This window comes from Streptomyces sp. NPDC047981, from assembly GCF_040653315.1.
Classification (GTDB): Bacteria; Actinomycetota; Actinomycetes; order Streptomycetales; family Streptomycetaceae; genus Streptomyces.
On record NZ_JBEZNQ010000036.1, the window covers coordinates 1 to 22863 of the forward strand.

At 74.4% G+C, this 22863-nt stretch carries 7 protein-coding genes; 3 read left to right on the forward strand and 4 right to left on the reverse strand.

The window, feature by feature from the left end; translation table 11 throughout:
- Positions 1 to 30: 30 nt before the first annotated feature.
- From AB0E14_RS21935 to AB0E14_RS21950, 4 genes are all read right to left on the reverse strand, one after another.
- Positions 31 to 16875, reverse strand: a complete 16845-nt coding sequence (locus AB0E14_RS21935) for an SDR family NAD(P)-dependent oxidoreductase (RefSeq protein ID WP_362420478.1) — start codon at positions 16873 to 16875, stop codon at positions 31 to 33.
- On the reverse strand, positions 16872 to 17711 hold the full coding sequence (locus AB0E14_RS21940) for an alpha/beta hydrolase (protein WP_362420481.1): 840 nt from the start codon (positions 17709 to 17711) through the stop codon (positions 16872 to 16874). Before AB0E14_RS21940 ends, AB0E14_RS21935 begins: the two co-directional genes overlap by 4 nt.
- Positions 17712 to 17796: 85 nt before the next feature.
- On the reverse strand, positions 17797 to 18750 hold the full coding sequence (locus tag AB0E14_RS21945; RefSeq protein WP_362420484.1) for a chlorinating enzyme: 954 nt from the start codon (positions 18748 to 18750) through the stop codon (positions 17797 to 17799).
- 11 nt (positions 18751 to 18761) lie between these two features.
- Positions 18762 to 19097: an acyl carrier protein gene (locus tag AB0E14_RS21950; protein ID WP_362420487.1), complete on the reverse strand. Its 336-nt coding sequence runs from the start codon at positions 19095 to 19097 to the stop codon at positions 18762 to 18764.
- A 25-nt stretch (positions 19098 to 19122) separates the two neighbouring features.
- Here AB0E14_RS21950 and AB0E14_RS21955 point away from each other — a divergent pair, with 25 nt between their 5' ends.
- From AB0E14_RS21955 to AB0E14_RS21965, 3 genes are read left to right on the forward strand one after another with little or no spacing between them, the layout of a single operon-like run.
- Positions 19123 to 20181, forward strand: coding sequence for a cysteine synthase family protein (locus tag AB0E14_RS21955; protein WP_362420490.1), 1059 nt, complete (start codon positions 19123 to 19125; stop codon positions 20179 to 20181).
- Positions 20178 to 21641, forward strand: a complete 1464-nt coding sequence (locus AB0E14_RS21960) for a lyase family protein (protein ID WP_362420493.1) — start codon at positions 20178 to 20180, stop codon at positions 21639 to 21641. The genes AB0E14_RS21955 and AB0E14_RS21960 overlap by 4 nt, the downstream gene beginning before the upstream one ends.
- On the forward strand, positions 21638 to 22846 hold the full coding sequence (locus AB0E14_RS21965; RefSeq protein ID WP_362420496.1) for an ATP-grasp domain-containing protein: 1209 nt from the start codon (positions 21638 to 21640) through the stop codon (positions 22844 to 22846). Before AB0E14_RS21960 ends, AB0E14_RS21965 begins: the two co-directional genes overlap by 4 nt.
- Positions 22847 to 22863 lie beyond the last annotated feature (17 nt).

Consider the following 22863-nt stretch of genomic DNA (forward strand, 5'->3'; position numbering starts at 1 on the left):
GGCCGCGGCGGGCCCGGCGTCCTCCGCCGCCTAGCGCACCGGGCCGTGCGGCGCGCCGTCGGCCCGGGCGCGCAGCGACCGGACCGCGTCCGGCACCGACGCGGCGACCAGGGCCGCCCGGTGCCGGTACGGGATCCGGCCGACCTGGAGGGTGTACGCGACCCGGGCCAGGTCGGGCTCGGGCATCCGCTCCAGGTCCGCCGCGAGGGCCGCGGCGTACTCCCGCAGCGCCCGCGCGGAACGGGCGGAGAGGACGAGCAGCTGCGGCTCGCCCGTGGTCCCGGCCGCCCCGTCCGCAGGCCGGGTGTACGAGCCGAGGACCACGTGCGCGTTGGTGCCGCCGAAGCCGAAGGAGCTCACTCCGGCGATCCGGTCGCCGGTCCAGGACCTCGCCCGGTCGTTGACGAAGAACGGCGTCCCGTCGAGGCGCAGATAGGGGTTCGGTTCGCTGTAGTGGATGCTCGGCGGGAGGACGCCGTGCCGCAGCGCGAGGAGCGTCTTGAGCAGGCCCGCGACCCCGGCCGCCGCCTCCAGGTGCCCGATGTTGGTCTTCACCGAGCCGAGTGCGATGTGCGGGGTCGCGGCGGGCGGCAGCCCGGCCTCCTCGTACAGGGTCTCGAACGCCTTCTTGAGGCCTTCGGCCTCCACCGGGTCGCCCAGCCGGGTCCCGGTGCCGTGCGCCTCGACGGCGCTGACGTCCCTGGGGTCCACGCCCGCCTCCCGGTAGGCGCGCAGGAGCACGTGGGCCTGCGCCTCCGGGTTGGGCGCCGTCAGGGAGGCGGCCCGTCCGCCGTGGTTGACGGCGGTGCCGCGCACCACCGCGTAGATGTGGTCACCGTCGGCCTCCGCCGCCGCGAGCGGTTTGAGGACCACCGCGCCCACACCTTCGCCGCGCACGTACCCGTCGGCGTCCCGGTCGAAGGTCCGGCAGGCGCCGTCCGGGCTGAGCATGCCCGATTGCCCGAACGCGGTGAACAGGCCCGGACTCAGCAGGAGGTTGACCCCGCCGGCGACGGCCAGCGAGCAGTCGCCCGCGGCCAGGGCCCGTACGGCGCGGTGCAGGGCGACCAGGGAGCTGGAGCAGGCGGTGTCGACCGCCTCGCTGGGACCCCGCAGGTCCAGGACGTGCGAGACGCGGTTGGCCAGGATCGAGTGGGCGATGCCGCTGGCGGTGTGGGCCTGGACCGGTGTGCCGTGCAGGCGGAGCAGGTCGGCGTAGTCGGTGGTGGAGACGCCCACGAAGAGCCCGGTGTCGCTGCCGGCCAGCGCGTCGGGCCGGTGACCGCTGTCCTCGACCGCCTTCCACACGGTCTGCAGGAACAGCCGCTGCTGAGGGTCCATCAGGGCGGCCTCGGCCGGGGAGATCCGGAAGAGTTCGGTGTCGAAGGCCGCGACGTCGTCGAGGAAGCCGCCGCGCAGTCCGGCGGTGTCCGGGTGCGCGTGCAGTTCGAGCCGGTCGGCCGGGGCGGGGCCGACGAGGTCCTCCCCCGCCTCGACGCGCTGCCAGAAGCCCGCCAGATCGGCGGCGCCCGGCAGGATGCCGGCCATACCGATCACGGCCACCGCACCGGCGTCCGAAGCGGCCTTCGCGTCCGGAGCGTGCTCGGCGGTCCGCGGGAGGGGCGCCGGTACGACGGGGACCGGTACGGCAGGGACCGGTACGGCAGGGACCGGTACGACAGGCTCATGTACGAGAGGCGCCTCGATCACCGCGGGGCGGGGCGCGTCGTGGTGGTCCTCCAGATACCGGGCGAACGCCTCCAGACTGGCGCACTCGAAGAGCACGGTGGGCAGGAGGTCCAGGCCGTACTCCTCGTTGACCTGGTTGATGAGTTCGCTCAGCGAGATCGAGTCGAAGCCGGAGTCCATCAGGTCGTCGTCCAGAGCGACCTCGCTCTCGTCGACCAGCAGGAACTCCGACGCCGCACGGCGCAGCATCGCCCGGACGTCACGTCCATCTGCCACCTCGGCCGTGGTCGCGGCGGCGGGCACCTCGGTCAGGGTCTCGACCACGAGGAAGGACGGCTCGCGGGAGGCCAGCCCGCGCCCCAGGGCCTCCAGGCCCGTCGCGGTGGGCAGCGGGACCATCCGCCAGCGGCGCGCGAACAGCGCGCGGGTGGACGCGTCCACCGTCATGCCGCCGTCGGCCCAGAGGGGCCAGCCGACGGACAGCGTGCGGCCCGAGCGTTCGCCGCGCAGCCGGCGCTCCTCGCGCCGGGCGGCGAAGGCGTCCAGGAAGGCATTGGCCGTCGCGTAGTCGGCCTGGCCCGGGTTGCCGGTCTCACCGACGACGGAGGAGAACAGGACGAAGAATTCGAGGTCCCGGCCGGCGGTGGCCTCGTCGAGCAGCCGGGCGCCGGTGACCTTGGGGGCGAGGACCTCGGCCATCTCCTCCTCGGTCTTGCGGACGGCGAGCGAGTCGCGGGTCACGCCCGCGGCGTGCACGACCCCGTGGAGGTTTCCCACGGCGGCGACAAGGCGCCGCACGTCGTCCTCGCGGGACACGTCGGCCCTGTGGAACTCCGCGGTCGTGCCGCCCCGGTGGAGGGCCGCGATGCGCGCGGCCGCCGCCGCGCCGGGCTCCGACCGCCCGGCGAGGACCAGCCGTACCGGCCCCTGGGACGCGAGGTGTTCGGCGACGTGCAGCGCGAGGCTCCCGGCCCCACCGGTGATCAGGTACGTCCCGCCCGTCCGCACGAGGGGGCCGTCGGCGGGCGGCGGGGTGAACTCCTCCAGGCGCTTGGCCTGGCGCTCCCCGCCGCGGTGGCGGACCTCCGCCTCCTCGTCGCGGAGTTCGCCGAGCAGCAGGCCGGCCCTGGTCCCGGCGTCCGTCCCCGTCTCGAACTCCACGCGCGAGCCGAGGAAGCCGCTGTGCTCCAGTGCCAGCGTGCGGATCGCGCCCGCCACGGCGATCTGCTCCGGATCGGCCCCCAGGTGGGTGTGGACCGCCCGGAGCGCGGCGCCCGGCCGCTCGCGCAGCAGGTCCGCCGTCAGCCGTACGAAGGTGTGGACGTCGCCGGTGTGCACGACGGCGTCCGGCAGGACGGACGGCGTCTCGCCCGTGCCGATCACGGTGCAGCGGATCCCCGCCTCTGCGGACGCCCGAGCGAGCGCGGTGGCGAGCTCCGGCTCGTCGGTCGTCACCAGCAGGGACTTCGGCGCGCCGACGGCCCGCGTGACGGATGCCGCCTCCCACACCGGCCTGCGGTAGACGGTCCTGGTCTCCGGCGCTGGGGCCGCGGCCCCGTCCGGCGTCGCTCGCGGACCGGCGGTCGTGGGGAGTTCGGCTGCCGTGGGCAGGCCCGCCCCGGGGCCGAGCCGCAGCCAGTGCCGTGTGCGCTCGAAGGGGTAGGGCGGCAGCTCCACCCTACGGGGCCGGGGGTACGACCAGAGCGCCTGCCAGTCGACGGCGCCGCCGCGCACCCAGCGCACCGCCGGGTCGTCGCCACCGGTGTCCGTCCCGCCACCGGACGCCGCCCCGACCGCGGTCTCCGTCCTCCCACCGGACGCCGTCCCGATCAGGACGCCCCCGGGCACGGAGCCGGAGGCCACCGCGGCCAGGCGGGCGGCCAGTTCGGCGACGTCTCCGGCCCGAACGGCCAGCCGCTCGGGGAACTCCCTGCGGCCCACCTGGCTGGTGAAGCACACCTCGTCGAGCCGCTCACCGGCCCCAGGTCCTTCGAGGCGCGCGGCGACGAGACCGGCGTACCGCAGCAGTTGGTCCCTGGTGCGGGCCGAGAGGACGAACAGCTGCTCGCCGGGGAGCGGCTCGGGCTGCTCCCGGTCGTCCCGGTACTCCTCCACGACCAGGTGCACGTTGGCACCGCCCGCCCCGAAGGAGCTGACCCCGGCACGTCGCGGAGCGGAGCCGGCGCTCGGCCACGGGGACAGCTCCACGGGCAGGGTGAATCGGGCGGGATCGAGCAGGATCTTCGGATTGACCGTACCCAGACCGGCGACGGGCGCGATCCGGCCGTGGCGGAGCTGGAGCAGCACCCTCGTCAGGCCGGCGATGCCCGCCGCACCCTCGAGATGCCCGATGTTCGCCTTCACCGAGCCGACGGCGCACATGACGCCGTCACCGGTGGCGGCCCCGAGCGCCCGGCTCAGCCCGGCGATCTCGATCGGGTCACCGAGTTCCGTCCCGGTGCCGTGGGCCTCGACGTAACCGATGGTGCCGGGGTCGACGCCGGCGCGCCGGACGGCCTCCGCGATCAGCGCCGCCTGCGCGTTCGGGTTCGGCACGGTGTAACCGCCGGTCTTGCCGCCCGCGTTGGCCAGGCCGGACTTGAGGACGGCCCAGATCTCGTCGCCGTCCGCGACGGCCTGGCGCAGCGGCTTCAGCAGCACCGCGCCGACCCCCTCGCCCGGGACGAAGCCGTCGGCGCCTGCGTCGAAGACCTTGCACCGGTCGTCGGCGGAGAGCATGTTCCTGGACGACAGCGACACATGGTGGGCGGGGTGCAGGATCAGGTTGACCCCTCCGGCGACGGCGGTCCGGCACTCGCCGCGCCGGATGCTCTCGCAGGCCAGATGGACCGCGAGGAGCGAGGACGAGCACGCCGAGTCCACCGCGAAGCTGGGCCCGTTGAGGTCGAGGGCGTACGACACGCGGTTGGCGATCGACCAGTACGCCGAGTGGGCACCGGACAGCCGTCCCTCGGCCCAGCCGGTGGCGGCGAGCTGGCCGTACGAGCCGTACATGGTGCCGACGAACACACCGGTGCGGCGCTCCCTCGTGTCGTCGCCGAGCTGACCGGCGCGGTCGAGGAGGTTCCAGACGGTCTCCAGGAAGAGCCGCTCCTGGGGGTCGATGTCGGCCGCGTCGCGGGGCAGGATGCCGAAGAACGCCGGGTCGAACAGGTCGATTCCGTCGAGGAATCCGCCCCAGCGGCTGTACGACCGCTGCGGCCGGCCCTTCTCCGGATCGAACGTGGTCCGCCAGTCCCAGCGGTCGGCCGGCACCTCGGTGATCCCACTGCGCCCTTCGGCGAGCAGTGCCCAGAACGCGTCGAGGTTGTCCGCCCCGGGGTAGCGCCCGGCCACGCCGATGACGGCGATGTCGTCGTCACGGTGCTCGGCGGCGGCGCCCGGCCGGTGCGGGTGAGGGTGCGGGTGCGGCTGGACGGCCACCGGCTCGGCCACGGGACGTGACAGCCGCGGCTCGGCCACGCTTCCGGGAGTCGGCTCGGCCGCGGGACCGGGGGCCGGCTCGGTCGTCGCACCGGGCGTCGGCTCGTGCGCGGAGCCGGGTATCGGCTCGTGCGTGGGGCCGGGTATCGGGTACGTCTCGGCGAAGTGGTCCGCGAGGTCGGCGATGGTCAGGTACTCGAAGAGCAGAGTGGCCGGCAGCGGCCCGAGGTCCTTCTCGAAGCGGGCCAGGATGTCCAGGCTGACCAGGGAGTCGACCCCGTAGTTCTCGAAGGTCACCGCGTCGTCGAGATCGGCCTCGGCGAACCGGAGCACCTCGGCGAAGACCTCGCGCACGTATCCCCGCACGGATTCCGCCGAGGCAGCGAGCGGCGCCGCGGACGCCCGGTCGGCGGGCGGGCCCGCGTCGCCCGCTCCGGCGACGAACAGGCACTGCTCGAGGTCCTCGGTCGCCGTGCCGGGAAAGCCGCGCACGCGGGTGCCCTCGAACCCGGCCCGGCCGAGGAGGCTCTGCCAGGCGGCCGGGCCGATCAGCGGGGCGTGCGGCAACCGGTGCTCGGTGTCCTCGTACCGCCACCACCCCGGCGTGAGGCCGAAGGTGAGCGTGAGGAAGTGCCCGGCCCGCGTGACCTCGTTGACCAGCAGACCGCCGCCGGGAGCCAGCAGCCGCCGTACGTGACCGAGCGTTCGGTCCATGCGCTCCGTCGCGTGCAGCACGTTGGTGGCGAGGACCAGATCGAAGCCGTGCGGCGGGAAACCCTGCTCCTCCGGGTCGCGTTCGATGTCGAGGCGCTCGAAGCGTACGAAGGGGTGTGCCGACGCGAAGGCGTCCTCGCCGCGCCGCAGGAAGGCCGTGGAGATGTCGGTGTAGCGGTACTCCACCGGAAGGCCGGTGTCCGCGCACGCACGCAGGACGAAGCCGCTGCCGGCCCCGGTGCCGGCGCCGATCTCCAGGAGCCTCACGGGTCGTCCGGTGCGGGCGTGGATCCTCGTGACCGCCGCCGCGGCCTCCTCGGCCATGGCACGGTGGTAGAAGTCGGCCGAGGCCTGCCCCCGGTAGACCTGCTCGACGAGTTCGGCCGAGCCGCCGGGGAACAGCACCTCCGTGGGGCGCGTGCGGTGGGACAGCACGTCGGGCAGCGCCTCGACGCACCGTCGCAGCAGCCGCACGTGCGGGGCGAGATCGGGGTGACGTTCCATCAGGTCGTCGTCCGGCTCGGGCCGATCCGGGACCTCGCCGATCAGGTCTCCGGTGCGCCGGACGCGGCCCTCCGACTGGAGCAGCGCGAGGAGCGCGTCGAACAGGCGCCGCTGCTCGGGCCGGACCCCGAGCCGTCCGGCCAGCTCCTCCACGGTCCCGTCCAGCGATCCGAGCGCGCGGCGCAGCCGCCGGTCGAGCAGCGCGGGCGCGAGGCGCTCCAGGGCCGCGAAGGCCTCCCTGGCCCGGGCCACCGGATCAGCCACGCCCGCGACGGCGGGTGCGGAGGCCACGCCGAGCCGGGCCAGTCCTTCGGCGGTCGCACGGACCACCAGGGCCTGGGGCACGGCGTCGCGGAGCAGCGCGTCCAGGGCGGTCATGCCCTCCTCAGGCCCGATCGACCCGACGCCGAACCCGGAGAGCCGCGCGGCGTACCGTTCGTCGGCGACGACCCCGACACCGCCCCAGTAGCCCCAGTTGACGACCGTGACGGGGAAACGGCAGCGGCGCCGCAGCTCGGCCGCGTACGCGTCCTCGAAGGTGCTCGCGGCCGCGTAGTTGGCCTGACCCGCCGAGTCGGTGAACGACACCGCGGAGGAGAAGAAGGCCAGGAAGTCCGGCCGCTCGGTGCGCAGGACCTCGCCGAACGCGACCGCGCCCGCCACCTTCGGGGCGAGCACCTCGGCAAGCCCGGGCTCGTCCATCCTGACGAGCGTGCGGTCGCCCAGCACCATCGCCGCGTGGAACGCCCCGTGCAGCGCGCCGAACGCGCGGCGGGCGTCGCGGACCGCCGCGCGCAGCGCGGCCGGGTCGGTGGCGTCGGCCCGCAGATACACGGCCTGCCCGCCGAGGCGTTCGACCTCGCCGAGGAGTTCCGCCACACGGCCGTCGGCCGCCCGACGGCCCACGACCGTCAGCCGGGCACCCACGGTCCGGGCGAGGTGGCGCGCGAGCTCCCGGCCGATGCCGCCGGTGCCGCCCAGGATCAGGTAGTGCCCGCCGCGCCGGTAGGGGCCGGCGGTCTCGCCGCCTCGGGCACCGCTCGCCGGCGCGGCCACCGATCCGACCGTACGGATCAGCCGACGGCCGTCGCGGCGCAGGGCCACCACGCGGTCAGCGGCCGGCTCGCGCACCAGCCGCGCCGCCAGTTCGGCGGCCGGCCACGGCTCGGCGCCCACGTCGACGCAGCCGACCGTCCAGGCGGGGTACTCCGCGGCCGCCGAACCGGCCATGCCGAGCAGCCCCGCGGCGTGCGGACGGGCCGCGCCGTCACCGGTGTCGAGGGCCCCGGCGAGCACGACCTTCAGGGTGACCGGCCGTGCGGCGCCCGTCGAGATCAGCGCCTTGAGCGCGCGCAGGAGCTCGACGGGGGCCGGGTCGTCGTGCACGGCACGGCCGCGGTACGGCTCGCAGGCGAGGAAGTAGACGGTCCCGGGGGCGTCGCCCGGGTCGAGGGCGGTCACCGCGGCCGCGTGGTCACCGGCGGCGCGGTGCGCCGCGACCAGCGCCTCGGCCAGCTCCGCGGTACCCGCGCCTTGCACGACCCGGACCCGCGCCGGGGCTCCGTCACCCGCCCGGCCGGCGGCGGGCCCGGCCTCGTGCCAGCCGGGCAGGTGGACGAGCGCTCCGGCCCCTTCGGGCGCGGAGTGCGAGGCCGAAGCCGGGCGCGACGGGCGCAGGGCCAGGCCGGTGAAGCGGACGGCGACACGGCCGTCCCGGTCGGCCAGCCGGACGGTGAACCCGTCCCCGTCGCGTACGACATGGGTGTACCCCGTACTCGGCACCGGACCGTGGATCTCCAGCTCGCGGAGCGCGAAGGGCACCTGAGGCCCCGTCTCGGCGGACAGCGCGGAGACGGCCTGGAGCGCGGCGTCCAGCGCCACGGGGTGCAGGGGCCGGCCGGGGACCTCCGCCGCCCTGGCGGGCGGCAGGGTCAGTACGCCGAGCGCCTCGTCCGCACCGTGGCGGACCTCTTCGAGCGCCCGGAAGGACGGGCCGTACTCGATACCGGCCGCGGCGAAGGCGGCGTAGAGGTCGTGACCGGAGCGGCGGTCCGGGCAGCGCGCGCCGATCGCCGCGGGATCCAGCCGCTCCGGCGCTCCCGGCGCGCCGGCGTGCAGGCTGCCGCTCGCGCGGACCACGCCGTCCTGGCCGTCCGACAGGGTGAAGCGCTCCCCGTCCACCACCACCCGCGGGGTACGGCCGCCGGTCACGTCGAGGGCCTTCAGCCACCGCATCCGGCGGATGCGCGCGGGAGCGGTTGTCCCGGCCTCCCTGAGCGCCAGTTCGACGACGGCGACGCCCGGGAACAGCGGCCTGCCGTCGACCAGGTGGTCCGTCGCCATCCAGTCGTCCGGTCCTGCGGCGCCGGCGCGGGTGGGAGACGGCGCGGGGGCCGGCGCGGGGGTCGGGACAGCGGTCGGCACGACGGGGGCCGGCACTGAGGTCGTCTCGGGGGCGGGAGGGGCGATCGTCTCGGGGGCCGGAGGGGAGGTCCGCCCCGCCCAGTAGGAGCCCATGTCGAACGGGTGGCCCGGCAGGGACGTCCGGCGGCCGCCGGTCTCCCGGTACAGCTCCGTCCAGTCGAGGGTCTCGCCGGCCAGGTAGCGCTGGGCCGCCCGTTCCTCCGCGCCGGTGCCGGCCCGACGCGGCCGGCCGTCGATCGCGGCGCGCAACTGGTCCACGAGGTCGTCGGTGTCGGTGGCGACGAACGCCTCCCGGACGACGTGGTGGGGGCGTCCCGCGGCGAGCGTCACGGCCACGTCCGCGAGGGCGGGCCGGTCGGTGGCCAGCCGGTCGGCCAGCGCCGTCATGGACCGCACCAGGGCCGGGCGGTTCGGGGCGGAGAGCGGGATCATCACGGTGGCGGCCTCCGGCGGGGTGATGTCGTGGCGCGGCGGTTCCGCCACCAACAGGTGCGCGTTGGTGCCGCTGAATCCGAAGCTGCTGACGGCGCCCACGAGTTCGCCCGACGGGCCGGGCAGCCAGGGACCGAGCGCGGTGACGGGCCGCAGTCGGCCCCGCCCGAAATCGATCTCCGGGTTGGGCAGCGTGTAGTTGGCCGAGGGCGGCAGCTGTCGGTGTCGCAGCGCGAGCAGCAGTTTGAGCAGCCCGGCGACGCCCGCCGCCGTCGTGGTGTGGCCGATGTTGCCCTTCACCGAGCCCAGGCCGCACGGGTGGTCACCCGGCGATCCACCGTTGCCGAGGGCCTGCTCGAGTGCCTTGACCTCGATGGGGTCGCCGAGCGGGGTGCCCGTGCCGTGGGCCTCGACGTAGGTGATGTCCTCCGGACGGATGCCGGCCCGGGTCCGGACCCGTTCGATGAGGGCTGCCTGGCCGGCCGCGCTGGGCGCGGTGATGCCGTTGGTCCGTCCGTCCCCGTTGATGCCGCTGCCACGGATCACGCCGTGGATCCGGTCGCCGTCGGCCCGGGCGCGGTCGAGGCGCTTGAGCAGTACGGCGCCGACTCCCTCGCCCAGCACGATGCCGTCGGCGGACGCGTCGAACGGGGCGGTGCGGCCCGTCGGCGAGAGCATGCCGGTCTTGCTCGTCAGGATGTGCATGCGCGGGGTCAGCATCAGCGCGACGCCCCCGGCGAGCGCCGCGTCGCACTCGCCGGAGCGGATGCTCTCGCAGGCCAGGTGGACGGCGACGAGGGACGAGGAACAGGCGGTGTCGATCGCCATCGTGGGACCGGTGAGATCGAGGTGGTACGCGATCCTGGCGGCCAGTACCGAGGCCGAGTTGCCGAGGAAGGCATGGGCGGTCTCGCTCTGCCCGTCCGCCCTGAGCAGGTCCAGGTACTCGCCGGTGGCGCAGCCGACGTACACGCCCCAGCGGCGGCCGCCCGGCGCCTCCCCGGCGTGGCCGGCGTCCTCGAGGGTCTGCCACGCGGTCTGCAGGAAGAGCCGCTGCTGTGGGTCCATCGCTTCCGCCTCGAGGGGCGACATGCGGAAGAACCGCGGGTCGAACCGGTCGACCCCGTCGAGCAGGGCGGCCCACTTGCTGTACGTGCGGCCCACTGCCCGCCGGTCGGGGTCGTAGAACTCCCGCGGGTCCCAGCGTTCGGCCGGCACCTCGCGGACGCTGCTGCGGCCGTCGGCGAGGTTGTCCCAGAAGGCGTCCAGGTCGGGGGCGTCCGGGAACCGGCCCGCCATGCCGATGACCGCGATGTCCGCCGTGGCGGCGTCGTCCGCCACCCTCGGCTCGGGAAGAGGCGCGGCCCGCTCCGGGAGGACGCTCAACGCGACCCCGGCCGGGGCTTCGCTCGCGGGCGGGGGCGCGGTGGCGACAGCGGCGGAGGGTACGGGTAGCGTGACCGTGCCGGTGCGGACGACGGGTGCGGGGACGGCCTCAGGCACGGGGGCGGGCTCAGGCATAAGGGCGACCGGCGCAGGGGCGACCGGCACGGGGACGGCCTCGGCCAGGGAGGCGGTCGGCGCGGGGACGGTCTCAGGCAGGGAGGCGGTCGGCGCGGGGACGGACGGGGCCAGGGGGGCCGTCGCGGACGCGACCAGGGTCAGGTCGCGGTCGATCCGCTCGCGCACGTACCCGACGAGTCGCGGCAGGGTCGGGTGGTCGTAGACGGCGACCGAGTCGATGTCCAGGCCGAACTCCTTGTTGACGGCCCGTACCAGCTCCACCGCGCCGATCGAGTCCAGACCCATCTCGCTGAAGCTGAGCTCCGGATCGATCTCCTCGCGGGCCAGGTACAGGCTCTCGCAGAGCACGTCGCGCACGACCTCGGCGATCCGCTCGGGGTCCGGCCCCGCGGCCGGGAGCATCGCCGCCACGGGCACGGCCACCGCCGCCAAGGGCACGGCCACCGCGGCCACGGGCGTCGGCTCCGTGCCCCCGGGTGTCTCCTTCGCGCCGGACCGGAAGCGGTCCACCTTCTGGAAGTGCTCCTGGATGCGGCTCGCCGAGTCACTGCCGAAGACCCGTTCGTGCATGGCCGATTCGCGCGCGATGACGGGGGCGAGCCGCGCGAGGGCCCGGTCGGCGAGGTCCCGTTTGAGCACGCGGACGGCGTCCGCCGGCTTCTCCGCGACCGACCGCGCGAGGCCGAGAGCGGTCGCGAGCACCGCCGAGCGGTCGGCGAACAGGACGTCGGCACCGCGCCGTTCCAGCTCCTCTCCCCGGTAGGGACGGCCGGTGTACATCAGCTCGGCCGCCAGTGTGCCGCCCAGCCGCTCGTCGAGGACATGGGTCGCCCCCATGCCCGGGGTGAAGCCGTACTTCAGGAAGTTGGCGCTGTACACGCTCTCGCGGGCCATCACGACCAGGTCCGCGTAGAGGCCGAAGGCGAGACCGCCGCCGGAGGCGTGGCCGCGCAAGGCGGAGACCACCGGTCGGCTGCAACGCAGCAACCCCTCGTAGACGAACGGCACATCGGTGAACCGGCTGCCGCCGCCGGCCAGTGTCTCCAGGCCCTCGGGGGTGGCGCCCATGCTGAACACGGTCTCCGTGCCGGTGAGCACGACGGCGCGGACGGCGTCGTCGGCCTCGACGCGGGCGAAGGCGTCCTGGAGACCTCGCATCATGGCGTCGGTGAACATGTTGCTGCCGCCCGCGTCGCTCATGACCAGCAGCGCGATGCCTCCGTCGAGGAGCCGGAACTCCACCTCCTCGCCACCGCCCACGACGGCCTCGGGGGCTTCCTCGGCCGCGGGGGCCGCCGGCGCGCGGTCCCCGCCCTTCCATCGGCCCACCCAGAACTCCTCTTCCTGGAACGGATATCCCGGCATGGGACGGCGACGCGCCCCGCTGCCGCCCTCGTGGCACACGGCCCAGTCCACGCCCCCGCCCGCGGCCCAGTACGCGGCCACCTCGTCGAGCCGCCCCGCCCGGAACGCGGCGACGGCGTCGACCTCGACACCGGTGCCGCGCGCCGTCGCGGCCGGCACGGCCCAGTGGGCACGGTCGCCGGGCGGCCCGCCCTCGGCGTACCGGCGCAGGCCCGCACGCAGTTCGGCGATGTCGGAGGCGATCACGGCCAGGCGGTGCGTCATGGGGGTCCGGCCGACCTGGGACGTGTACGCCAGGTCGGTGAGGACGTGCGGGTCGTCCCAGCCGGCGCCGCCGCCTCCAGGCCCCCCGTCGGCGAGGGCGGCCAGTTCGGTGACGGTGCTGTCCGGCCCCGGTGTCGGGCGCACGCCGATCGCCTCGCCGAGCTCCCGCAGGCCGGTCGCGTCGAAGCCGAGGTCGGCGAGCGGCTCGTCCGGCTCGATCGCCTCGGCCGGGACGCCCAGCAGGGAGGCGGCCCGCTCGGCGACCCAGCGGACGGAGCTGCCGGTCCCGGTGAGGAAGTCCAGCTGCCGGAGGACGTACGCGCGCAGTTCCTGCGCGGTGCGCGCGGACAGCACGTACAGCCGCTCCCCGGCCGGTCCGGTCGGACGCTCCGCCTCCTGGGGCGCCTCCTCGACGAGCAGGTGGGCGTTGGCGCCGCCGGCTCCGAAAGCACTGACACCGGCGCGTCGTGGAGTGCTCCCGGCGGGCCAGGGACTCCGGGTCCGCTGGATCCGGAACGGGGAGCCGGTGAGGTCGATGTGCGGATTGGGCCGGTCCGCGTGGAGGGACGGCACGAGTTCACCGTGGCGGAGCTGGAGCAGGACCTTGGTCAGACCGGCGATGCCCGCCGCGCTCTCCAGGTGCCCGATGTTGGACTTGACCGATCCGAGCGCCACCGAGCCCTCCGCCGCGCGCCCGTCCCCGAAGGCCTTCCGCAGCCCCTCGACCTCGATCGGGTCGCCGAGCGCCGTCCCGGTGCCGTGCGCCTCCACGCAGCCGACGGTGGCCGGGTCCCAGCCCGCCCGGTCCAGGGCGGCGCGGATGAGTTCGCCCTGGGCGGCGGGGCTGGGCACGGTGAACCCGCTGGTCCGGCCGGTGTGGTTGAGGACGGTGGCGCGGATGACGCCGTGGATGTGGTCGCCGTCGGCGCGGGCGCGATCGAGCGGCTTGAGCACCACAGCCCCGACGCCCTCACCGGGTACGTAGCCGCTGCCGTCCTCACCGAAGCTGCGGCACCGGCCGTCGGCCGACAGGAACTGGCCCTGGGCGAGCTGCAGGTACTTCTGCGGGTGGACCGACACGTTGACGCCCCCCGCGAGGGCGAGCGCGCACTCCCCTCGGCGGATGCTCTCGCAGGCCAGGTGGAGTGCCGTCAGGGAGGACGAACAGGCGGTGTCCACGGCCATGCTCGGGCCGTGCAGGTCGAGCGTGTACGAGACGCGGTTGGCCACGGAGGCGTGCATCGCGGTGGGCGCGACTCCGCCGGCCCGGTCGGCGAGGAGCTGGTAGTGGTTCCACATGACGCCGACGAAGACACCGGTGTCGCGGGTGGCAGGGGTGCGGGCGGGGTAGCCCGCGTTCTCCAGCGCGTGCCAGCCGGTGGTGAGGAAGAGCCTCTCCTGCGGGTCCATCCGCTCGGCTTCCCTGCGGGAGATCCCGAAGAACGAGGGGTGGAACCGGTCCACCCCGTCGAGGAATCCGCCCCAGCGGCTGTAGGTGCGGCCCTCGGCGTCCTTGTCGTCGGAGTAGTAGGCGCTGTGGTCCCACCGGTCGGGGGGCACCTCGACGATGCTGTCGGCGCCCTCGGTCAGGTTGCGCCAGAAGGTGTCGAGGTCGGGCGCGCCGGGGTAGCGGCCCGCCACACCGATGATCGCGATGTCCCCGCTGTCCGCGTCGGAGGCGGGAGCGGGAGCGGGAGCGGCGAAGCCGTTGGCGACGGTTGCAGCGGGGCCGGGAGCACCGGAGGCGGCCGGGCCGGGAGCAGCAGTGCCGGGGGCCGCGGTCGGGAGCAGGGCCGCCATCGCGTCGGCGTCTCCGTGCAGGACCGCGAGGGCCGTCTCGCCGCCCGCCACGGCCCGTTCGAGCACGTCGAGTCCGACCGCGGTCGGCAGGGGCACCATGCCGGTGCGTTCGGCCGATCTGCGGACCGCGGCCTCGTCGACCCGCATGCCGCCGTGCGCCCACAGCGGCCATGCCACCGCGAGGGTACGGCCGGTACGGGCGAGGGCGCGCCGGCGAGCGAAGTGGAACTGGTAGGCGTTGGCGTACGCGTAGTCCGCCTGCCCCTTGTTGGCCACGACGCCGGACAGCGACGAGAACAGCACGAACAGCCGGAGGTCGTCCTGTGCCGTCGCCGCGTCGAGGTGGACGGTCCCGTCGACCTTCGCCGCGCAGACCGCGGCGAGGTCGGCCGGGTCCTTGCGGAAGAACAGTCCGTCGCGGACCGTTCCCGCGCAGTGCAGGACCCCGTCGATCCGGCCGTACGCGGCACGCGTGGCCGCGGCCGCGGCGTCGGCCCCCTCCCGCGTCGACACATCGGCCCGGACGTACCGGACCTCGCCCCCGAGGCCGCGCCAGGCGGCCATGCGGTCCTCCAGGCCGGGGCCGGCCGTGCCGCGGCCGGCCAGCACCAGCCGGGCCCGGTGGCGGGTGACCAGGCGCTCGGCCAGCAGGCTCGCGAGCCCTCCGGCGCCGCCGGTGATCAGGTAGGCACCGCCGTCCGTGAAGCCTTCGGGGGTACCGGCTTCGGGAGTACGGCCCTCCCGCTGCCCGGCGTCGCGGTCCTGGCCCGGGTCCACGGTGGTCCAGCGCCGGACCTGCCGGTGTCCGGACCTGTGGCGTACCCAGTGCTCGGCGGTCCGGACGTCCTCAGTGTCCTCGATGTCCGCGGTGAGCCGGGTGAGTTCGGCGAGCAGCGCGGCGGCCGTCGGGGTGTCGGTCTCGACGAGCCGGCAGCGCAGGACCGGGACCTCGGCGCCGATCGTGGCGGCCAGGGCGGCGAGCGCCGTGTGCTCGGGCGGGCCGGGCAGGGCCGTGGTGACGAGGAGGGGCGTGGGTGCGGCGGGCCGCGTGTCGACGAGCGCGGCGGCCAGGGCCCAGAGTTCGGCGGCCGGACGGTCCCGCGGACGCAGCACGTACCCGGAGGGCCGGATGCCGTCGGCGGCGAGCGCGGTGAGGAGCCTGCCGAGCTGTTCCCGTTCGGTGAGGTCGAGCCGGAAGGCGCGGGGCCCAAGGCGGGCGAAGGCGGGACCGGGCTCGACGGTGACGCAGCGCGGGCCCGCGGTGCCGAGTCCGGGGGCCACCTCCTCGGGCTCCGCCGCACCGAGCAGCACGAGGTCACCCGAGCCGTCGCCCGCGTCGGGCCAGGGCGCGTCGGCCCATCGCTCGACCCGGCAGAGGGTGACCGCCTCACCCGAGCGGTCCGCCGGACCGGGCCCGTGCTCGGCGGGCTCCGCCGGGGCGCCGGGGACGGAGGTGAAGGCATGGGGGTAGGTGTCGGCAAGGTGGCGGGCGAGTGCGGCGACCGTGCCGTACTCGAAGAGCAGCGTCGGGTAGAGCGTGGCGCCGACCAGGGTCTCCAGCCGTTCTCCGATGCCGAGCAGAGCCACCGAGTCCAGACCCATGTCGTAGAAGCCGGTGTCGTCGGGCACGTCGGCGGGCGTGCGGCCGAGTTCACCGGCGATGAGTTCCTCGAGGCAGGCCGTCGCCACCGCCACCCCCGTCGCCGTCGCCACCTCCGTCGCCACCGCCGTCGCCGTCGCCGTCGCCGGAGAAGCGCCCCCCGGCGTGGGTTCCGGCGCCGGCTGACGTACGGACTCCGCCGGGGTCGGGCGCACCTCGTCCAACAGCCGGGTGATCAGCCCCGCGTGCCGGATGCGCTTGCACGACATGTCCCTGAACTCGGCCAGGAGCCGACCCTGTTCGTCGTGGATCGTGTAGTCGTTGTGCACGAGATCACCCGACCGCGAGGCCACTTCGGGATGGGCCACATGGACGAGGAAGCCCCCGCGGACCGCGTGCGGCGCTCGGAACCACCCGATGTGGAAGGGGACGAAGGGTTCCTCCCCGACCTCCTCGTTCTGGCCGAAGGCCACGAGAGTCGAGGCGTCCGCCTTCGCCGGATGGAGGTGGAAGTCGCCCTCGGTCCCCGCCCCCGACGGGTCGAGCCGCAGCGTGGCGAGGAGTTCGGTCCCACTCCGGTGGAGCGTGCCCAGGCACGTCATGGGGCCGCCGTGCCGGATGCCTTCCCCGCGGGTGCGGGCGTACAGCGTGTCCATGTCCCGCCGGTCCGCCAGGGTGCCCCGGAGCCGCGGGACGTCCAGCGGAGGGGGCAGCGGCTCGTCGCAGTCGACGAGTTCGGCGCGGGCGTTCTCCCGCCAGGGCGCGCACGGCTCGCCGTCACGGAGCCACCGGCTCTCCACGGTGATCCGCCGCGCCCGGCCGGGGGCGGCGGCGGTCACGGTGACGCGCAGCTCCCGCTCGTGGCCCTCGCAGGTGACGACCGGCTCGGAGAAGAGGATGTCGCGCAGGGCGAACCGCACCGGGTCGAGGCCCCGGGCGATCAGGACCCGGTGGACGAGGTCCAGGAAGGTGACACCCGGCAGGACGGAGACTCCATGGACCACGTGGTTGGCCATGATGAAGTCGTCGTGCGTCAGCCGGATGCGGCAGTCGATGTCCTCGTGCGCGGCCATTTCGTGGTCCCCCTCGTACGGCTGCTGCTGGGCGGTGCTCACGCCCGGGTCGTGGGCACGGACGTGCCGCCGATGAAGTCGGCCAGGATCTTCTGGAGTCCGGGACCGGCGGCGAACACGGAGATGTGGTCCCCGTGCGGTTCGACCCGCAGTTCGGCGCCGGGCAGGGCCGCGGCGACCCGGTGGGAGCCGTCCGGGTGCGCGGTGCGGTCGTCCTCGCTGGTGACGACGAGGACGGGCATCCGCAGGGCGGGCAGCGCCGGCGTGATGTCCTCGGTCATCGTGGCCAGGGTGAGCGTGCTGTAGCGGTAGAACAGCTCGTCGGTGGAGTAGGGGTACATGACGAGCTCGGCGACCTCGGCCGGGACGCCGGCGCGGGCGCTCTCGGCCAGCGCCGTGTTGATCATGGCCGCGTCGGGCCGGCCCTGCGCGGCCATCGCGAGGAGCGCGCGCAGGTTCTGCTGATGGTCGGTCATGGGGCCGGGCGTGCCGGAGAAGTCGCCGTGCCACAGGCTCAGCGATCCGACGCGGTCGGGCCGTCGCCGCGCCGCGCGCAGGGCGATGACGGCGCCTCCGCAGAGGCCCATCACATGGGCGGAGGCGATGCCGTGGTGCTCCATGACGGCCAGCAGGTCGGCGGCCTGGGCCTCGACGTCGTGGGCGACGGCGTCGAAGGTGTCGTCGGGGCCGGGATCGCCGAAGAGCCCGCGGGTCTCCCAGGTCACGACATGGTGTCCGGAGGCGGCCAGCAGCCGCATCCAGGGCTCGCAGAGCCGGGCCGGCATCCCGCAGGCGGAGGCGATCACGACGGCCGGCCGGCCGGGCTCGCCTGCGGAGTATCCGCGCAGCGTGGTCCCGGCGCCGGCGATGGTTTCCATGGCGGCGAACATCCAGTGGTCCTCGAAGTCGCGATGCCGCGCGGACCGGAGGTCGCGCGCAGCATCTCCCGGGCGGCGGGGTGGATCAGCGAGTGGTGAAAGGGTGACCGGTGGTGGTCCGCGTGGCGATCACGTTGTGGTCGTACGCGTCGGTGCCCGACACCAGGACCGAGCCGAAGCGCTCCAGGCTGACCCGGCCGCCGTACTCGATGATCTCGGTGGTGTCCGGGTAGACACGGACCGAGGTGGGCACGTACCGGTTGGCGAAGCCGAGTCGCATCTCCTCGGTCCTGCCGTTGTGCGGCAGCGAGGCGTGCATGAGCGTCGACCAGAACATGATGGCCTCGCCGGGCCGCATGACCATCGGCACGGCCTTGGACTCGTCGGGGACGAAGTTCTCGTCGATCTGCAGCTCACGGTAGTCGTAGCCGAAGAATCCGCGCGGCACGCCGCCCTTGACCTCCGCATTGATGCGGTCCGGGTCGTAGTGCATCTTCTTCGTCTCGTCGTACATCATCTTCTGGTGGGTGCCCGGCATGAACTGCAGGCAGCCGGTGTCCTCGTTGGCCTCGGTGAAGGCGGTCCAGACGGTCAGCGTGCCGCCGAAGTGCACGTGCTCGTCACCGGCCCACACGATCTGCGGGCTGCCCGAGGCGTTGGCGAAGGTGTCGGCCTGGTGCCAGTCCGTCCCCTCGTCCCCCGGGTACTTGGGAAAGAACTCGGTGCGCCAGCAGAGCACGTCGGGGCCGAGCACGCCGGCGACCTTTTCGGTGATCCGCGGATTGCAGACGTGATCGGCCAGGAAATCATTGTCCATGTGCCGGTCGTAGTTGGAGATGTTGGTGTTTCCGGACTGGGCGGCCTCTTCCTGGTAGATCGCCTGGGAACGATCCATCAATGACAGCCGCTCGGTGCGCCAGATCTTGCGCATTTCCTCGATCTCGTACACCTTGAACGGCCCGAAGAAGCCATTCCGATGGAACTGAGCGAGCTCTTCGGGCGTGAGCGCGAACTCGCCCGGAGAGGCATTCTGCGTCATCTCGGATCCCCTTAGCTGTCGGCGGTCGCGGCGGCCTGTCCCGAGGTGACGCACGCCGCGATCCGCCGCGGCGTGGCCACCCCCCGCAGGTCACCCGTGCGCACCCTGACGTGCAGTTCCTGATTGATCTCGGCAAGCACTCGCACGAAGGACAGCGAGGTACCTCCGTGGTCGAACAGGTCGTCGTCGACGCCCAGTCCGGGCTTGCCGAGTACGTCGCGGACGATTCCCAGAATCTTCTGCTCCTCCGTGGCTCCCATGGCGGCAAACGTAGGCAGGAACGGCAACTCCGTCTGTTCACTGTTGAGCAGACCCACCGGCCACCCGTCGGTGAGGGTGGAACCCACAATGGCCGTCTCCCAGGGGAGCACAATGGCTGGAAATGCGTACCGTGATACGACGGAGGCACTGCTGCTTCCCCGGATCATCCGGCTCGGCCACAATCTGTACGGCGCTGCCTTCACACTGATGAAACTGGTGCCGGCGCGGCACATTCTGCTCAAGGCGGAGCGGACCGGGGCCCTGGGTCCGCGGACGGAAGTCGTGGAGACCACGTCCGGGACGTTCGGGCTGGCGCTCGCGATGCAGTCCGCGCTGATGGAGCGCCGGCTGACGCTGGTCAGCGATCCGGTGATCGACGCGCCGCTGCTGCGCCGGCTGACCGATCTCGGTGCCCGGGTGGAGATCTGCGCGGAGCCGGCCGAGATCGGCGGCTACCAGGAGGCCCGGCTCAAGCGGCTGGCGGAGATCCGCGCCGAGCGACCCGACACCTTCTGCCCCGAGCAGTACGACAACCCGGACAACCCGGCGTCGTACACCGTCGTCGCGGAGCACATCGAGCGCACCCTGGGCGAGGTCGACTGCCTGGTGGGGCCGGTGGGTTCCGGTGGCTCGATGTGCGGCACGGTCGGGGCACTGCGCTCCGGAGGGCGGCCGGTGCGGGCGATCGGGGTCGACACCGACCACAGCGTGCTGTTCGGGCAGCCGGACGGCGCACGGACGCTGCGCGGTCTCGGCAACAGCCTCATGCCCGGCAATCTCGACCACAGCGCGTTCGACGAGGTCCACTGGTGCACGGCGGCCGAGGCGTACGCCGCGACCCGCCGACTGCACGCTCGGCACGCGCTGTTCCAGGGGCCGACCAGCGGAGCCGCCTATCTGGCGGCCCGCTGGTGGGCCGCCGCACATCCCGACGCGCGTGTCGTGGTGATGCTGCCCGACGAGGGCTACCGCTACCAGGAGACGGTCTACGACGACACCTGGCTGGCCGCACACGGATTCACGGAGCCTGCGCCGGACGCGCCCGTCGACATGTCCGACCCGACCGATCCGGCCGGGCGGTGGGCGCGGTACGCCTGGGGCCGCCGCTCCCTCGCCGAGGTCGTCCCGGCAGCCGGGCCGGTCGAGCCTTCCCGGGAGGGAGTCCGATGAGCCGTCTCACCGCCACCGTCGGAGCACGCATCCAGTCCATCGTGTACGGCGAGCCCGCACCGGAGGAGATCGCCGCCGAACTGCGTCTGACGACGCGGATCGACCTGGCCCATCTGGTGATGCTCAGCGAACGCAAGCTGATCGACGCCGCGGACGCCGCCGCCCTCGTCGTCCTGATCGAGCGGCTGCGCGCCGACGGCTTCCGCCCCCTGCACCACACGCCCACGCCGCGCGGCCTGTACCTGGCGTACGAGCAGCTGCTCTCGGCCGAGCTGGGGGCGGACACGGGGGGCCGGCTGCACACCGGACGGTCGCGGAACGACCTCAAGGCCTCGGCGACCGCCCTGCGACTGCGCGCCGAACTCGCCGAACTCGTCTCCGAGTCGGCCCGGCTCCAAGCGGTGCTGCTGGCCCGCGCCCGGGCGCACCGGGACGTCATCATGCCGGTCCACACCCACTTCCAGGCCGCGATGCCGGTGACGTACGGCTACTACCTGGCGGGCGTCGCCCACGCGCTGGGCCGGGACATCGCGGCGCTGCGGCGCTGCGGGGACGAGCTCGACCGCTGTCCGATGGGCGCGAGCGCCGTGGCCGGCACGGATCTGCCGATCGACCCGGCCCGTACGGCACGGCTGTTGGGCTTCGCGGGACCCGCGCGGCACGCCGTGGACGCGGTGGCCAGCCGGGACACGGCGCTTCGGGCGCTGGCGGCGGCCGCGGGGGCGGCGCTGACGATCAGCCGGCTCGGGACCGACCTGCAGCTGTGGAGCAGCGCCGAGTTCGGTTTCGTCGCGTTCCCCGACCGGCTGGTCGGAGGCAGTTCGGCGATGCCGCAGAAGCGCAACGCGTTCCTGCTCGAGCACGTCAGGGCGAAGGCCGGGGCGGCGATCGGCGCCTGGACGGCGGCGGCGGCCACCACGCGCGCGACGCCGTTCACCAACTCGATCGAGGTCGGCACCGAAGCGGTGGCCGCGGTCTGGCCGGGGCTGCGGGCGGTCCTGGAGGGCACCGTGCTCGCCCGCGCCCTGGTGGGCGGCGGCCGGCCGGTGCCGGAGCGGATGCTCGCCCGGGCCGAGGACGGCTTCGTCGGGGCCACCGCCCTCGCCAACCGGCTGGTCCGCCAGGGCATGCCGTTCCGCACCGCACACGAGCTGGTGGGCGAGGCCGTGCGACGCGCCGTCGGGCGCGGGGCGGTGCGGCTCGCCGCCGAGGACCTGCCGGCCGAGCTGCACGACACGGAGATCTCGCTGCCCGCGCTCGTGGCCGAGCAGCGGTTCGGCGGCGGCCCGGGCGAGTTCGGCTCGGTCTTCGACAGCGCGTACGCCGACCTGGCCGGCCACGCCGACTGGCTGCGGGCGGTCAGGAAGGCGCAGGACGCGGCCGACAGCGAACTGACCGCGGCCCTCGCCGCGCTCACCGGTGCGGGCACGACGTCCCCCGAGGAAGGGGGCCGTCGGTGACGCCGGCCTGGTTCGCCCTGGTCGAGAGCAACACGACGGGTTCGGGGCGCCAGTTCTGCCGGGCCGCCCGCGATCGCGGGCTGCGTCCTGTGGTGCTGGCGAACCGCCCCGAGCGCTATCCGTATCTGGCCGCGGACCGCGTGGAGCATCGCGTCCTCGACACGGGCGCTCCGGAGGCCGTGCTCGCCGCGTGCCGGGAACTCGCGGCCGACGGGGGTCTCGCGGGCGTCACGTCCAGCTCCGAGTACTTCATCGCCCCCGCCGCCCGAACCGCGCGGCACCTGGGTCTCGCGGCGCCGGACCCGGCGGCGCTGGCGCGCTGCCGCGACAAGGCCCGGCAGCGGGAGACGCTCGCCGCCGCCGGGGTCCCCGTCCCCGCGTACCGAACGGTCACCGAACGCACCGAAGCGACCCTCGCGGCCGCCGAGCTCGGCTTTCCCGTCGTGGTGAAGCCGACCACGGGCTCGGGCTCGGTCGGCGTCCGGCTGTGCGCGGGGCCCGCCGAGGTGCGGGAGGCCGCGGGCCCGCTGCTCGACGCGCCCATGGACGAGCGGGGGCGCGCGATGCCCGCGGTGGCGCTGGTCGAGGAGTACGTCGAAGGGCTGGAGTTCTCGGTGGAGACGTTCGACGACACCGTGGTCGGGGTGGTCGCCAAGCACCTCGGGCGGCCGCCGCACTTCGTGGAGACCGGGCACGACTTTCCCGCCCCGTCCGTTCCGCCGGACCTGGCGGAGACGGCCCTGCGCGCGGTGAAGGCGCTCGGCCTCGGCTGGGGACCCGCCCACACCGAGCTGCGGTACGGAGCGGACGGCCCGGTCGTGATCGAGGTCAACCCCCGGCTGGCCGGCGGCATGATCCCGGCGTTGGTCGGCCGCGCCGCGGGCGTCGACCTGGTGGCCGCCACCGTCGCCCGCGCCGTCGGGGACACGCCGTCTCCGCGGCCCGAGCGGCGGTGCCACGCCTCGATCCGGTTCGCGCTGGCCGACCGGGCGGGGACCGTCACCGCCGTCGGCGGCCTGGCGGAGGCCCGCCGCCTGCCCGGGGTCGAGTTCGCCGAGATCACCGTGGCTCCGGGGACCGCGCTGGAGATCACCCATTCCTTCCGGGACCGGTTCGGCTACGCCGTCGCGACCGGCCCCGACGCCACCACCGCCGCCGCCCGCGCCGAGCGGGCGGCGGCGCAGCTGCACATGACGACCCGCTGAGAGGACTCAGGAGACGA

Coding starts and splice junctions, on each gene's coding strand:
- AB0E14_RS21945 (WP_362420484.1), bottom strand. CDS start 18,750: ATGACGCAGAATGCCTCTCCGGGCGAGTTCGCGCTCACGCCCGAAGAG.
- AB0E14_RS21960 (WP_362420493.1), top strand. CDS start 20,178: ATGAGCCGTCTCACCGCCACCGTCGGAGCACGCATCCAGTCCATCGTG.
- AB0E14_RS21940 (WP_362420481.1), bottom strand. CDS start 17,711: ATGGAAACCATCGCCGGCGCCGGGACCACGCTGCGCGGATACTCCGCA.
- AB0E14_RS21955 (WP_362420490.1), top strand. CDS start 19,123: ATGGCTGGAAATGCGTACCGTGATACGACGGAGGCACTGCTGCTTCCC.